General features: G+C 41.1%; 18 protein-coding genes. 10 read left to right on the top strand and 8 right to left on the bottom strand.

Annotated features, from left to right (window positions below):
* Positions 1 to 2: 2 nt before the first annotated feature.
* The 5 genes from ABMY41_RS13435 to ABMY41_RS13455 all read left to right on the top strand — a co-directional run bounded on the left by ABMY41_RS13435 (position 3) and on the right by ABMY41_RS13455 (position 2,594).
* On the top strand, positions 3 to 665 hold the full coding sequence (locus tag ABMY41_RS13435; protein WP_349275014.1) for a class I SAM-dependent methyltransferase: 663 nt from the start codon (positions 3 to 5) through the stop codon (positions 663 to 665).
* 450 nt (positions 666 to 1,115) lie between these two features.
* Entirely contained in the window at positions 1,116 to 1,376 is a 261-nt protein-coding gene (locus ABMY41_RS13440; RefSeq protein WP_274168263.1) for a hypothetical protein, read from the top strand.
* 113 nt (positions 1,377 to 1,489) lie between these two features.
* A complete protein-coding gene (locus ABMY41_RS13445; RefSeq protein ID WP_274168262.1) occupies positions 1,490 to 1,726 on the top strand; it encodes a hypothetical protein in 237 nt (78 codons plus the stop codon).
* Between the two features lie 83 nt (positions 1,727 to 1,809).
* A complete protein-coding gene (locus ABMY41_RS13450) occupies positions 1,810 to 2,109 on the top strand; it encodes a hypothetical protein (protein WP_269408252.1) in 300 nt (99 codons plus the stop codon).
* A gap of 134 nt (positions 2,110 to 2,243) precedes the next feature.
* The gene (locus ABMY41_RS13455; RefSeq protein ID WP_274168261.1) at positions 2,244 to 2,594 is read left to right on the top strand and encodes a hypothetical protein; all 351 of its coding nucleotides are present in this window, start codon (positions 2,244 to 2,246) and stop codon (positions 2,592 to 2,594) included.
* Between the two features lie 1,035 nt (positions 2,595 to 3,629).
* On the opposite strand, the gene ggt is transcribed toward ABMY41_RS13455, so the two are convergent.
* From ggt to ABMY41_RS13480, 5 genes are all read right to left on the bottom strand, one after another.
* Positions 3,630 to 5,327, bottom strand: coding sequence for a gamma-glutamyltransferase (gene ggt / locus ABMY41_RS13460; RefSeq protein ID WP_349275017.1), 1,698 nt, complete (start codon positions 5,325 to 5,327; stop codon positions 3,630 to 3,632).
* A 142-nt stretch (positions 5,328 to 5,469) separates the two neighbouring features.
* Positions 5,470 to 6,282 carry a transporter substrate-binding domain-containing protein gene (locus ABMY41_RS13465; RefSeq protein ID WP_349275019.1) on the bottom strand — a complete coding sequence of 271 codons (813 nt, stop codon included), beginning with the start codon at positions 6,280 to 6,282 and terminating at the stop codon, positions 5,470 to 5,472.
* Between the two features lie 25 nt (positions 6,283 to 6,307).
* Positions 6,308 to 6,676, bottom strand: a complete 369-nt coding sequence (locus ABMY41_RS13470) for a response regulator (RefSeq protein ID WP_349275021.1) — start codon at positions 6,674 to 6,676, stop codon at positions 6,308 to 6,310.
* 70 nt (positions 6,677 to 6,746) lie between these two features.
* A complete protein-coding gene (locus ABMY41_RS13475; protein ID WP_349275022.1) occupies positions 6,747 to 7,289 on the bottom strand; it encodes a hypothetical protein in 543 nt (180 codons plus the stop codon).
* On the bottom strand, positions 7,286 to 7,735 hold the full coding sequence (locus ABMY41_RS13480; RefSeq protein WP_062565438.1) for a YaiI/YqxD family protein: 450 nt from the start codon (positions 7,733 to 7,735) through the stop codon (positions 7,286 to 7,288). Before ABMY41_RS13480 ends, ABMY41_RS13475 begins: the two co-directional genes overlap by 4 nt.
* Before the next feature lie 104 nt (positions 7,736 to 7,839).
* Here ABMY41_RS13480 and ABMY41_RS13485 point away from each other — a divergent pair, with 104 nt between their 5' ends.
* On the top strand, positions 7,840 to 8,373 hold the full coding sequence (locus ABMY41_RS13485; protein WP_055198908.1) for a lipocalin family protein: 534 nt from the start codon (positions 7,840 to 7,842) through the stop codon (positions 8,371 to 8,373).
* Between the two features lie 210 nt (positions 8,374 to 8,583).
* Here the strand turns inward: ABMY41_RS13485 and ABMY41_RS13490 are convergent, their stop codons facing one another.
* The 3 genes from ABMY41_RS13490 to ABMY41_RS13500 are packed head-to-tail and all read right to left on the bottom strand — an operon-like array spanning position 8,584 to position 10,858.
* Positions 8,584 to 8,919 (bottom strand): DUF3325 domain-containing protein, encoded by a 336-nt coding sequence (locus tag ABMY41_RS13490; RefSeq protein ID WP_287245942.1) that lies wholly within the window; start codon positions 8,917 to 8,919, stop codon positions 8,584 to 8,586.
* On the bottom strand, positions 8,916 to 10,517 hold the full coding sequence (locus ABMY41_RS13495; protein ID WP_349275025.1) for a PepSY-associated TM helix domain-containing protein: 1,602 nt from the start codon (positions 10,515 to 10,517) through the stop codon (positions 8,916 to 8,918). Before ABMY41_RS13495 ends, ABMY41_RS13490 begins: the two co-directional genes overlap by 4 nt.
* The gene (locus ABMY41_RS13500) at positions 10,514 to 10,858 is read right to left on the bottom strand and encodes a hypothetical protein (RefSeq protein WP_349275027.1); all 345 of its coding nucleotides are present in this window, start codon (positions 10,856 to 10,858) and stop codon (positions 10,514 to 10,516) included. Before ABMY41_RS13500 ends, ABMY41_RS13495 begins: the two co-directional genes overlap by 4 nt.
* A 201-nt stretch (positions 10,859 to 11,059) precedes the next feature.
* Here ABMY41_RS13500 and ABMY41_RS13505 point away from each other — a divergent pair, with 201 nt between their 5' ends.
* The 4 genes from ABMY41_RS13505 to ABMY41_RS13520 are packed head-to-tail and all read left to right on the top strand — an operon-like array spanning position 11,060 to position 13,463.
* Complete coding sequence (locus ABMY41_RS13505; RefSeq protein WP_349275029.1) at positions 11,060 to 11,752, top strand: aspartate/glutamate racemase family protein; 693 nt, start codon at positions 11,060 to 11,062, stop codon at positions 11,750 to 11,752.
* A gap of 9 nt (positions 11,753 to 11,761) precedes the next feature.
* Positions 11,762 to 12,124, top strand: coding sequence for a VOC family protein (locus tag ABMY41_RS13510; RefSeq protein WP_062565443.1), 363 nt, complete (start codon positions 11,762 to 11,764; stop codon positions 12,122 to 12,124).
* Positions 12,125 to 12,143: 19 nt separating this feature from the next.
* Positions 12,144 to 12,725: a uracil-DNA glycosylase family protein gene (locus ABMY41_RS13515; RefSeq protein WP_349275031.1), complete on the top strand. Its 582-nt coding sequence runs from the start codon at positions 12,144 to 12,146 to the stop codon at positions 12,723 to 12,725.
* Positions 12,726 to 12,728: 3 nt separating this feature from the next.
* Complete coding sequence (locus ABMY41_RS13520) at positions 12,729 to 13,463, top strand: phytanoyl-CoA dioxygenase family protein (protein WP_349275033.1); 735 nt, start codon at positions 12,729 to 12,731, stop codon at positions 13,461 to 13,463.
* Positions 13,464 to 13,613 lie beyond the last annotated feature (150 nt).

Here is a 13,613-nt window from a genome sequence, read left to right on the forward strand (position 1 = left end):
GCATGCCAACTTTTAATCTCGAAGAAGCAAATCACTACGACGAACGCATTTTGCGCCTAGTTCCAGGTTATGAGCTATTACATCAAGCAACCGCAGCCCAATTAACAAGCACGCTGAACGATGATGCGTGCATTTTAGTGGTTGGTGCCGGAACTGGTAAAGAAATCATCGAATTAGCGGCGCTAAAACCAAGCTGGCAGTTTATTGCTCAAGATATTTCACAAGACATGCTCGATATTGCCGAGCAACAGTTTGGCCAGCATAACATCAGCGACCGCGTAACAGTACACTGCGGTGATATCAACGACATCGACACTCAATGTGACGCCGCACTGTGTTTACTGGTAATGCACTTTGTTGAAGATAACGGCGATAAAAAAGCGTTATTAAAAGCGATTCACAGCAAACTTAAAAAATCGAGCAACTTATACATAGCCGATTTAATGCGCCCAGAAACCGCTTTTGAGCGCGAATCTCAACTACAGCTTTGTACGCAGTTAGGTTTAACCGAAGTCGGCGTAGAACGCATGCGCCACAACCTAGAGCACGAGTTTTACCCATTAGACCGCATTCGTTTTTCAGAGTTAATGAATGAAACCCGCTTCAGCACCCCAAAACAGTATTTTAAAGTGCTTGGTTTTGCTGGGTATGTGGTTGGGAGTTAGCTACGTTCTAGAGCTGTCAACTCGTAGGTTGGGTAGAGCGTAGCGAAACCCAACTAAAGTTAGCGAGTTAAAAGGGGAAAGAGTAAAGGCGCTTTAAGCTGTAAGTCATAAGCTTTAAGTCGTTGATGCCTACTCGCTGCTGAGATGGATTAGTTACCGTAGGCGTGAAATTTATTTCGCGCGATGGTTCATGGCTCGCTAATTCCCAACCACATCCCCTGCAAATAAGATGAAAATCAGCGTTGAGCAATTTTTCTTTCTGAACATCTTTAGTATCAATAAAAATTTATAGTTAGCAATGTATTACGTTATTTGTTTATAGTAGATTTACTAAATACATTAGCGTGACGTCGCTAGAAATATGCGAGATGCATACATTGTAAAATTTTTATCTGCTATGAGGAAACCTCTATCAGTTACTCCGAAAAAGCACTTATTGAATGTTGCAATTTGATTGCGGAAGACTTAGGTGTTCCAAAACCAAAATCAAACGACGTAGTAGATAAATTAACGGAAATTCTGGTTAACCGGGAAAGCTATATTTGCATGGAAAAAGGTATTATAACTCAAGACGAATTAGCTAATCTTGTGTTTCAACACCTCTATAGCTTGGTAAATAGGGAGTTAGCTTCTGCCCATTCAATAACCTGCTCAAAAGGTGTTGAAATACATGCCAAAATCAAACAAGCACTTTTACAAAATGCCATATAACAAAAGCATGGATTCGTTCCATATAGTTATTGGGGCAAAAACACGGCGCTGCTTCGTCGCTAATTTAGGCCAATAATTTTAGCCCTTTATGGGGGCGTGTATATCGAGAGTTGATGTTTAATTTACTAAAAGAGAAGCTAAAATTTGCTATTTTACTTGCGCCAGATGCTTTTGCTTATTCTCTAGTTTGTATCGTTTGGGAGCCTCTTTATAGACTATGTATTTTAGCCGGTCTTGCAGAAACAGGCTTGGAGTGGTTTCCATTTAAATTTGGTTTAATAGTATTTGCTCTGCTTTTCAGTTATCGATACACCGTCTATTTAATAAAGAGAAAGAGTAAGAGTAAGTAACCTTATAACAAGCCGTTTAAACGAGGGTGTCTAAAACTTAGCTTACGCTCGTAACTTGCCGCTTATTGGGGGGTTGGTATCAAATGAAAAGCTCTGAGTTATATGAAGATTGGGGTTTACCTTATATCATCATCGGATCAGGTGTTCTAATCGCTCGTGAACAGGCTTTAAGAGTGATTGAGTTGTTATACGAAAAAGGTTTTTACTTCTTGGGGTATGACGCCTTTACAGTTTTCCCTGATGGTACTAGACAACCACATATGGAATTCAACGCATCATTCAGCAGGGAAAGACAAATAACGTTTATGGAAGCTATTGAAACTATCAATGAAGATCCATCAGAGGTTACTCACTATGAATTTTATTTTCGGCCACAAGCCTAACAAGCGCATCAATACACCGCTTCGCTTACCCAACGAGCTCTAAAGAATGAAAAACGCTTGGCTAGTGCTCGTTTGTCACTAATTTTAGCCCATATTTTCACCCGCAAACCGGGTGTTACATGCAAAGGATATTCATGCTCAGATTCTTAGTTTTAAGTTCTCTTTTAGTAACCTCAATTTATTCCACAGAGGTTCAAGCTGACTGCGATATCTCTGGTATTTGGAAACATTCAACTAAGCCAGCAAAATTGCTAGTCGACTTAAGTAAAGGCGAAATCTCTGTTCATTCTCATGATAACAATGCTAAAGCAGTCGGGTTAGTAGTTTTAAAAGGCCTTAAGTCTGGTTTAACTTCAGCAAATTGGGATGCAAAAATGTATAGTGCAGCTCAAGATTCATTTGTCGATGTTCAAATAATATCTGAAGGTTGTATTCAACTAAGTGTTAACTTTAACGGTGAGGAGGTTTTAGCGCTTGCCAGATAAAAGTATGTTCAATAAGTTAATGCAACGTGTTGAGACTAAACTAGCTATTAAAAACTCAATTAGCGTAAAAGTTAAAATTACGTATAAGGTCATAGCTTCATTACTTTTTTGCGTTGCTTGCCTAACTTACGAAGATAATTCTATCGTATTCATTGCTTCAATAGTTGGGTTAATTGGAGTATGGATTTATATCCAAATACTTTATTACTTATCCAAAGATAAAGATTAAAGTGCATATAAAAGCTCATAAATTAATGGATGGATGTCTAAAGTCTGGCTAACGCTCCTTCACCGCTAATTTTAGCCAGGGATTTTGTGCTGCTTAACACGGCCGTTATATGTCAGGAAGAATAGTTTCCCAATTTTACTTTTGCTGTTTATGTGTCAGGAGTTGTTGATTGCTAGAGTTTATTTCTGAGATTGGGAGCTGTTTTAAGTGGGTCTACCGTGGCTGGCTATATTTTCTATCGTCTTCATATCAGCAAAGGATTCTCATTGAGTATTCAAAGCGTGGCGCAGTATGGAAGGTTTTTGACATTATTATGAGTGTCGTGTTTATGGGCTTAGAAATACTTCTAGTTTTTTATTTAACTAGGCAGCTTTAGGCATTGTCATATAGCAAACTACTTAAACCGCTTGCGGGTTCGTTGGGGCAGTAACATATGGGGAGTGCCACTTCTCTCCGCATTTTAGCCAAGCATAATCTGCCCGCTATGCGGCGTTATCTCGAAATAAACTTTACGCGAAACTCACCTAATACAACCGACTTCTTAAAATGTACATATTCAGAATTGAGTTGCTTGAATCAAGGCAGGATAAAGTTTGTAAATTCAAAGAGTAAAGTTAGAGCCATCGCGCGAAATAAATTTCACGCCTACGCGATGTAACTTTACTTTTTCCCCTTGAAACTCGCTAACTAGTTGGGTTTCGCTGCGCTCTACCCAACCTACGAGCTGACAGCTCTTTTAACTCGCTAACTTTACTCTTGAAACTCGCTAACTTGTTGGGTTTCGCTCCGCTCTACCCAGCAATAGCCTAATACCCCGCGGCCTGGCCGTCTTTACGGGTTTCAGATGCGCCGTAATAAACGCCGGTTTTCGGGTCTTTCAATATTGCTTGATAACCACCGTATGGGCCCACCGCGTCTTGTAAGGTGTGGCCTTTTTTCATTAACTCACGGCGGGTTTCCATCGAAAAACCTGACTCTAAGCTAACAAAACCGCCGTCTTCCATGATCTCACCTGTCGGCTGCGATGAACCTGTGTGCAGAATACGCGGTGCATCACCGGCTTCTTGTAGGTTCATGCCAAAATCAATCATGTTGATAAGTATTTGAGCGTGCATTTGTGGCTGTGTGGCGCCGCCCATTACGCCATAACTCATATATGGCTTGCCATCTTTGGTGACAAACGCAGGAATGATTGTATGAAACGGTCGTTTGCCTGGCTCATATTGGTTCATGTGGCCTTTTTTAAGCGCGAACATTTCGCCACGGTTTTGCAATACAAAACCTAATTTTGCCGGTGTCATACCTGAGCCCATGCCTCGGTAATTACTTTGAATAAGTGAAACCATGTTGCCGTCTTTATCGGCGGTCGTCATATAAATGGTATCGCCTTCTACTGGGCCTGCATGGTCGCGTTTTGCGGCTTTATTAGGGTCTATCAGTTTGCGTCTTTGGTCAGCATATTGCTGCGAAATAAGTGTTTGTACGGGAATGGTGTTAAACGCTGGATCGGCGTAATACTTTGCACGATCTGCAAACGCGAGTTTTTTCGCTTCAACAAAGGTGTGTACGTATTCTGGGCTATCAAAGCCCATAGCTTTGATATCGTAACCTTCAAGAATATTCAGAATTTGCTGTGCAGCAATACCTTGGCCATTTGGTGGCAATTCCCAAAGCGTATATCCTCTATAATCGGCGCTCACAGGCTTAACCCATTCACTATGGTGCGCAGCTAAATCTTCATACGATAAGTAGCCGCCGTTTTCTTTCATATAGCGACCAATTTCTTTAGCAATATCGCCTTTATAAAAGGCATCGCGGCCGCCTTTGGCAATTTTACGATAGGTGTTTGCAAGGGCAGGGTTCTTAAAGATTTCACCTTTTTCAGGCATTGCCCCATCAGGCATATATACATATTTAAAGCCTGGGTATTTACCTCGTGCAGCCACACTTTTTTGCATGTAATAAGCAATCAGTTCAGACACAGGGAAGCCATTTTCAGCGTAGTCGATAGCAGGTTGGAGTAAGGCTTTCATTGGTGTTTTGCCAAACTTTTTATGTAACTCAAACCAACCATCTACTGCACCAGGTACCGACACAGGCAATGGCCCATAAGCAGGAATGTAGTCACCTTGTGCTTTTAAAGTATCAAAAGACAAGCTTTGTGGTGAACGACCAGAGGCATTTAAACCGTAAAGTTGCTTGCTTTTGTTATCCCAAACAATGGCAAATAAATCACCACCAATTCCACACCCAGTCGGTTCAACCAGACCAAGCACTGCATTTGCCGCAATAGCTGCATCAATGGCATTACCACCGTCTTTTAATACTTGTAAGCCCACTTGCGTAGCTAACGGCTGTGATGTTGCAACCATACCTGATTGTGCAATGACTTCAGAACGACTAGCAAAGTTATGGCCAGTGATGCGATCGTAAGCTTGAGAGGCGCCTGTTGCGCCTAAGCATACTGCTAGCACTAAGCTTTTAAATAGTGGAGTTGGTTTCATAATTTTTTGCCCTTGTTATTGTTTTAACCACTATAAAAAGCAATTAAAAATCAGGCAATGGCTTTGCGTTCGAGCGCGAAAAATCGCGATTGACTTCTAAAATAAGAAATACAGCGACCAACTTACCTAAAACCTCTCCAAGTTAGTAAATGGCAGAGCCATTTAAGCACTGCTCTGAGACTTTGGATGCTTCGCCGTGAGAGTGCCTATCCTCTGCTACAAACTGATCAACAAGAGAGTCAATCAGGTTTTCTTCCTTCATGGTATCGAGGGCGTGTTGCAGCTTAGTGATCAACTCTGGCGATGTGTTTTTGTTAAGTGCTAAGTAATTACCCACTAAAGCAGGGTGCTTTAACTCAAATACCGGTGTGACTTGGTCTGGGCTCATACCTACATTCATCAATTGTGATGACAGAGTGAGAGAGGAGCCAATCAGCAAGTCATGCTTACCTTGCTTAAACATTTTTAGCTCTTCAAACTTTTTTGAGTAAGTTAAAAATTGCTGGCCTTCAGCAAGGTTAAAATCAGCAAGAACGGTTTGATAAACATCACCACGAGATACGCCAATGGTGTAGTTTTGCAACGACTGTGTACTTGTCACTTTAATGTCGTTGCGAGCATTTAAACGGTATAAACATGAATGTCCAGATACCAAAGGACCAACCCAGTAAAATTGAGTTTCTCGCTTTGCGGTGCGTGAAGTAGAATAAATTCCAGCATTGGGTTGGGCGAGTGTTAGTGACATTGCGCGCTTCCAAGGCAATACACTAAACGTACAGCTCAACTTGGCTCTTTCGCACAAAGATTCCATGATTTTGGTGTTAATACCGGTGAGTTGATTGTGCTGCACAAAGTTATAGGGAGGGAATACTTCGGTGTATAAAGTCAATTGTTCTGCACTCGCCATGGCAGTGCTGGCAGTGAATAAACTCACTATTGTTAAATGCTTAAACATCGCTCTTAACTCCAGTTGTTGCAGGTTATTCTGGTTTAACAATTCGACTTAACTGCTTTTGCAGTGTATTTAAACAAAATGGTTTAATGATAAAACCGTTCACTTTTGCTGTGATCATCTCATTGACCGTTTGCTTACTGTCTTCGCAGGTTACCATTAAAACGGGTAAGTCACTTAGGAGCGGGTTTTCGCGAATATGATTAAGCAAATATTTGCCATCCATTTTCGGCATATGCAAATCAGTAATCACCAGATCAAAGCTGTGTTTTTCCAGTAAATCAAACGCTTGAGCACCATCAGTCGCCTCCGTTATATCGTTATAATCAAGCCTGCGCAACATGTTTATCAACACATGGCGCATAAGTGGCATATCGTCAACGACCAATATTTTCATCTAGATAACTATTAAGTTTTACAGTATTTAAAGCTTAGTTTGCTAACTCAATAACGCAATAAACCAGAAACTAAGAAAAAATATCTGCAACTAGCTGGCTAAGTCGTGCAATTTTAATATTGCTCAACTGGCGGTAATCAAAATATGGGCAAACAATCACTTTATCTGATTTACTAATAGCAAATTCATCATCAAGCCAAGTTAATTGGCAATGCAAAAGCCCGTCATTTATAAGCTGCTTAGCATGGGTTCGCCCTGCAATTATATGTAATTGCTCTGGTTTGCCTAATATCGGTGGGCTAAACAGTAATGCAGTTTGGCTATATGCTTGCAGTAGTTGTTCATCGCGAAAGCTCTGCCAATCAGCCGCTCTTTTAGCAAAATCATAATATTCACTTGGTAGTGCAAAAAGTACTTTGCCATACACATTAAAAACTTTGCGCCAACCATTACCACATGCTTGGTTTATTTCGTTTATTTGGCCGGGTTGCATTGCATGCAAATGCATAAGCTGTTGCCAAGCAGGCATCGGCGGGCGCTTTTCTATATAAACAGCGACTTTAAAGGCTGCATCACCAAAACCCTGCAGTGGCACACTTTTAACGACACTCATGACTTTTTAGCGAGGATTCGATCAAGATTATTTGCAAAGTTTTGGCGGTCTGCTTGGCTTAAAGGCGGCGGGCCACCGGCCATTTCAACGCCACTTGAGCGCATAGTTTCCATAAAATCACGAACGTTTAAACGTGAGCGAATATTTTCGGTCGTATACAACTCACCGCGTGGATTAAGCGCTTGTGCGCCTTTTTCGATGACTTCAGCTGCTAAAGGAATATCACCGGTGATCACCAAATCATTCGGCTCAATACGTTTAACGATTTCGTTATCAGCAATATCAAACCCCGAAGATACCTGCAAACGGCTAATAAACTTTGAGGGTGGCACTCGCATCGCATGGTTCGCCACTAATGTGGTAAAGGTCTGCGTGCGCTCTGCGGCACGAAATAATATTTCTTTAATAACGACGGGGCAGGCGTCTGCATCAACCCAAATCTTCATGCTGTTCTCAATCTTTAATTTTAGACATTAATAGTTTACCGTAATTGAACTAAATTAGTGCTATTAACGTATTAATTTGTTTAATTTTTAAAGGGAGTAAAAACGTGCAAACATCATTAAAGTTAATCGGGGTTTTATGTATCACAGCCATTTTATCTGCGTGTACAGGCGTGCCAGATAACATCAAACCCGTCGATAATTTTGAGTTAAACAAATACACAGGGACCTGGTACGAAATTGCACGTTTAGATCATTCATTTGAACGCGGCCTTGAGGGCATTACCGCTGAATACTCAATTAACCCTGATGGCAGTGTAAAAGTTATCAATAAAGGTTATAGCGCTGAAGATAAAGAATGGCAGCAAGCTGAAGGTAAAGCTAAGTTTGCAGAGCAACAAGACATAGGTCACTTAGAGGTATCATTCTTTGGGCCATTCTATAGCTCATATGTAGTGTTTGAATTAGACAAGCAAGACTATCAATACGCTTATATTACTGGCTATAACAAAGAGTATTTATGGTTTTTGTCGCGCACTCCTAACGTTACGGAACAGCAAATGCAGGACTTCATAAATACAGCAAAAGAATATGGTTTTAAAACAGACGAGCTTATTTATGTTGACCATGAGAGCTTGTAAAGGGGCTTTACAACTGTCTTTAAACTATCACGAATGTGCAACACAACTGTAATGGATGCTAGGCAAACTTAGCGTCGTTAATTTGAAACAACATGTGATCCCCCAATTTAATCCCCTGCTTGGGTAGGCATTGCCTACCCATTTTTTTAACTATTTGCTCAATTAAGCTTTATTGCAAAATGGCATTAGATCAGCTTTTTACTAACTAAACTAGAAAATCATCACCGAAAAGCCACTTAACAGCAAAACAGACATAGTTAATACACTGACATGCTTCACCCATGAAACAGTAAAACTGTATAAAATCATGAGCATAAGTACGCTTAAAGCCATATAACCGCAAAACAGCAATGCGCCATACCCAGCATCTGACAGCACACAAAGCACTAAACTTAGTAAAATACTGATCCAGCCGCTGAATAAAAAGCTACTTCGCTGTTTTTCGGTTAATTTCTTTTTAAACACATCACGAAAGTGATTGAATTTTGCAAGAGCAAAACAATTAAACCCAAAAAAGCAGAGACTAAATTGCAGTAACTCCATCATCCCTGTTGCTCCTTTAACAGCCTGTTTTTATTTAATTTAGCCTTGTTTGTAGCGGTTTTATGGCTAGGTATTTTTTTGCTTTGTAGTAAAAACAACAGCCCAGCACAAATAAATGCACTATCAATACCGAATAAAGCCCACTGCTGAGTTAGTAAATACGTGATCCAATTGCCATCTGTTGTCAGCGCATTTACCACAGGTACTAATAAACAAGCAGCAGCGTTAAGCCATGCACAATAGCGCCAATGATGTTTTTCTCGGCCGAACACAGCAACAACTAACATCGCCAGCCAAGCTAAGAAAAACACGAGTATTTCTTTATCGGCACGCCCAGCTAACTCTAAAGGCAATAAACGATTGGCAATGAAGAACGCTGAAGTTGCTAGCGGTAAGCCCATCAGGGTGGCTAAATTTAGTGTCTCAACGAGCTTAAGCCCAAAACTTGGTTTTTGGTCTGCTTTGAGCCTTTCGCGTAAGCGCTTTGCCCACATGATGCAGCCTGTAGCTATCATGGCACAGCCAGCTACACCACAGAAAAAATATAGCCAACGTAGCAACGGCTCGGCTAAACGACCACTATGTAATGCTGTCATTGAGTCATAAAACTGCGCCGAAGCGCTCCAATCTTCGCCAGAACTGGCTTCAAGCTCACCTGTTACACCATTGAATAAGTAGCGTGGTCCGTTATCTACAACCTCTTTGCCGGTTGCCAAATAAACCACGATTTGTGAGGTCGCTGTATTGGCATTTCTTACAAACACATAGCTAATGTCGGCATTCGGTGACTTAGTATAAATCTGATCTAGCACATCTTTGATTACCACCATAGGGCGCTGCTCTTCACTGGGCTTTGCACGTTTATTAATAGGCAATGCCTCTTCAAACATTTGCCTTAAGCCATTTTCATATACGGTTTCGGCAGGGTAGGGGAACAGCATAAATATAAGTGTGATAATCCCCGTGTAGGTGATCATAATATGAAATGGTAATGCCAGCACCGACGAAACATTGTGTGCATCAAGCCAGCTTCGGCTGCCTTTGTTTGCTCTAAAGCTAAACATATCTTTAAAAATACGTTTGTGGATCACGATGCCTGTTATAAGCGCTACCAACATAAATAATGAGGCTAAACAAACAATTATCCGTGCAGTAAATACATCTATGTAATGTAAATCAAAGTGTAAGCGATAGAAAAAGTTCCCTCCCTTGGTTTCCCGAGGTTCGGGTAATTGCTCTAAGGTATTAGGGTCTAGATGTGTATAGTTGAAAGGTGCTCGGCGCTGGCCTGGCTGTTTAGGCTCAGCAAACCCATAGCTTAAAACAGGGTTACGTGGCTCAGGTAAGTTTATGCGCCAAGATAATGAATTAGGTGCCTGTTGCTGTAATTGCGAAAACACATAATTAATTTGCTCGGCTTGAGACTGAACCCGTTGTGCTTGATGCTGCACATGGTGTGTTTCGGGCTTGGCCCAAATAGTGATTTCATCTTTAAAAAAGCTGATGGTGCCAGCAAAAAAGATTAAGAACAGTAACCAGCATACCAGCAAGCCAACCCAGGTATGAAGCCAAGTCATTGAGCGGAAAAAGCTCTCTTTCATAACCAATCCTTAATCAATGAAAGGGCCAGCAATTGCCCACTAGTTGTTAGTAAAATAGTGATCCAAACAGTCTTTAAAGACTTAACTGCAAACACCCAAATAAACACACAACAGTAAAAAAATACCGATAGAGTCGTGGTTAACAGCACGCTGTCGAGTTTATTAAGTGGTAATAACACAGCTAGTAATGAGGTAAGCACACTGGTAAAGGCGTAACCACCAATGATGGCTGCAACGAAACGCAAAAACACAGCAAGACGATAAGATAGGCTCACAGAGCGCTTTTTAGCTGTATTTTTAGGGCGATTGGTAGTCACTGCATCTAATGATTGAGAATGCATGATAATCCCTTAAAAAATAACACGAGAAGAAAACCCCGTATTATATCGCCGACAAACAGAAAAGATAGTAGTTATCATTTGCATGCACGTATTAAATAATGAAACACAACCAACTAAGTCGATCTGTTAGTAAAATAATGATCTGCTAGCTTTGTTCTGTGCAATATCATATGGTGTTAAGTAAATAAAAAGGGAGCTGAAATGAAAACAATAGGCTTAATCGGTGGCATGAGTTGGGAGTCTACACAAAGTTACTACCAGCTTTTAAATCAAGGTGTTAATAACAAACTGGGGGGGCTGCATAGTGCCAAGATAGTACTCGTTAGCCTCGATTTTGCCCACATAGCAGCTCTGCAAAAGCAACAAGATTGGCCACAGATGGCCGAGATACTCATTAAGGCCGCTAAGCAAGTTGAAGCCGCGGGCGCGGATTATTTATTAATTTGTACCAACACCATGCACAAACTCGCTGAGCAAGTACAAGCTGCAGTTTCAATTCCTTTGTTACACATTGCAGATGCAGTTGGTGAAAACCTGATCCAACATAACTTTAAAAAAGTGGCTTTGTTGGGCACCCAGTTCACTATGGAACAAGACTTTTACAAGCAACGCCTAGCTGATAAATTCGCCATAGACGTGTTAATTCCTGATGCACAGGGGCGTGAAACAGTGCATCGTGTGATTTATGATGAACTATGTAAAGGCATCATCAGCCCAGAATCTAGAGCTGAGTATTTAACCATTATTGATGATCTAACTCAGCAAGGTGCAGAAGCCATTATTCTTGGTTGCACCGAAATAGCCTTGTTAGTTCAACAATCAGATACGTCTATTCCATTACTTGATAGTACAGCACTTCATTGCGCTATGGCGCTTGAGAATAGTTTTAATTAGGAGCACACCATGTCGAACCACCATAGCTTAAATTATGTTGAATTTGCTGCTAAAGATTTAGCCGCAACAAAGGCATTTTTTCATCAGGTTTTTAAATGGCAATTTACCGACTATGGCCCTGAATACACGGCCTTTAGCGCTGAATCAGCGGGCCTTGATGGCGGTTTTTATCAAGCCCCATTAACTAGCTTAACCAATAATGGCGGCGCGCTACTGGTGCTTTATTCAAATAATATTAAAGAGACTCAAGCACAGGTGGAAAAACACGGCGGCACAATTATTAAGCCCTTGTTTGATTTTCCTGGAGGCTGTCGTTTTCACTTCACAGAGCCAAGTGGTAATGAGTTAGCAGTTTGGTCAAAGCAAGCATAGATCATATTTTTACTAACTCATGAATACTCAATCATTATTAGAACAAGTTAGTAAATGCGTGATCTGCGAGCCTCATTTACCACTCGGAGCGCGGCCCGTTATTCAATTTAATCCGCAGGCTCGTATTTTAATTGCCGGTCAAGCGCCGGGAATTAAAGTACATGAAAGTGGCAAACCTTTTAATGATGCAAGCGGGCAAAGGCTTCGCTGTTGGCTTGGTGTAACAAGCGATGAGTTTTACGATGAGCGCAATTTTGCTATCTTGCCGATGGGCTTTTGTTACCCGGGCAAAGGAAAATCAGGTGATTTACCGCCAAGAAAAGAGTGCGCGATTGCATGGCGTGAAAAACTCTTAGCGCAACTAAATAATATTGAGCTCACCATTATCTTAGGTAAGTACGCGCAGACATATCATTTACCCAACACTAAGCAGCTACCCTTAACTGAGTTAGTAAAATCGTGGCGTGAATATTGGCCAAATTACTTGCCACTTCCTCACCCAAGCCCTCGCAATAATATCTGGCTAAAGAAAAATCCGTGGTTTGAGCAACAAGTATTGCCTGAGCTTAGTAGTAAAATACGTGCAATTTTAGCAAGGTAAAAAATGGAAAATAACTTTTTTGCTGAAAACGGCTACTACTATGTAAAGGGCCTTTACACAGAGAGTGAGCTTAGCAAGGTAAGGCCAATTCTCGATAAATTTCATCAACACTGGTTGCAAGAAAACCAATCTTTTTACCAATCTAGAGGGATTAATAGCTCAGGTTTGACTGGTGCTGCATGTTTAAGTGTTGAGGAAAAGTTTACTCTTTTTGAGTTTGTCAGCGCCAACACACTATTGAAACAGGTTAAGGGTATTGTTGCTGAGCCCCAGTTTATGAATACTCAACTATTCTTTAACCCTTACAACCCTAAACAGGCAAATTATTGGCATCGCGATATGCAGTATCACTTAGAGCTTGATGCGCAAAAGGCCGCTCTTAGCGGCCCTGAAGTGTTGCATTGCCGCGTTGCTTTTGAAGATGAGCCGGGAATAGAGCTAATACCAAGCAGCCATAAAAACTGGGATTCAGATGAAGAGTTAACAGTTAGATTAGAACAGCAGGGCGCTCGAAATAGTGACTCACTAACTCGTGGTAAAAGTGTAGCACTCAAAAAAGGTGACTTACTCATATTTTCGGCAAATATGATCCATCGGGGCTTGTACGGTATGAATCGTTTTGCCCTAGATATTTTGTACTTTGAACGTCACCCAAGCCTTAATGAGTTTGTACAAACTGGATTTTTACCAACTGCAGAACAAAAGCAGCATCTAAAAAACCCTATGGTATTCAAGTAAGCATAAAAAAGCGGCTCACTCGCCCAATGCCAGTCAGTTAAGCTGACTGGCATTTCTTTTTTTATGTGGGTACTTTGATGGCTTAGGCTTTATCGCTCTTGGGTATCGCCTATCTTCTCTTCTTGGTGGCAGTTTAAATAGTCTCAGCGT

The sequence above is a fragment of the Pseudoalteromonas sp. BZA4 genome, assembly GCF_040104395.1.
Lineage (GTDB): Bacteria > Pseudomonadota > Gammaproteobacteria > Enterobacterales > Alteromonadaceae > Pseudoalteromonas.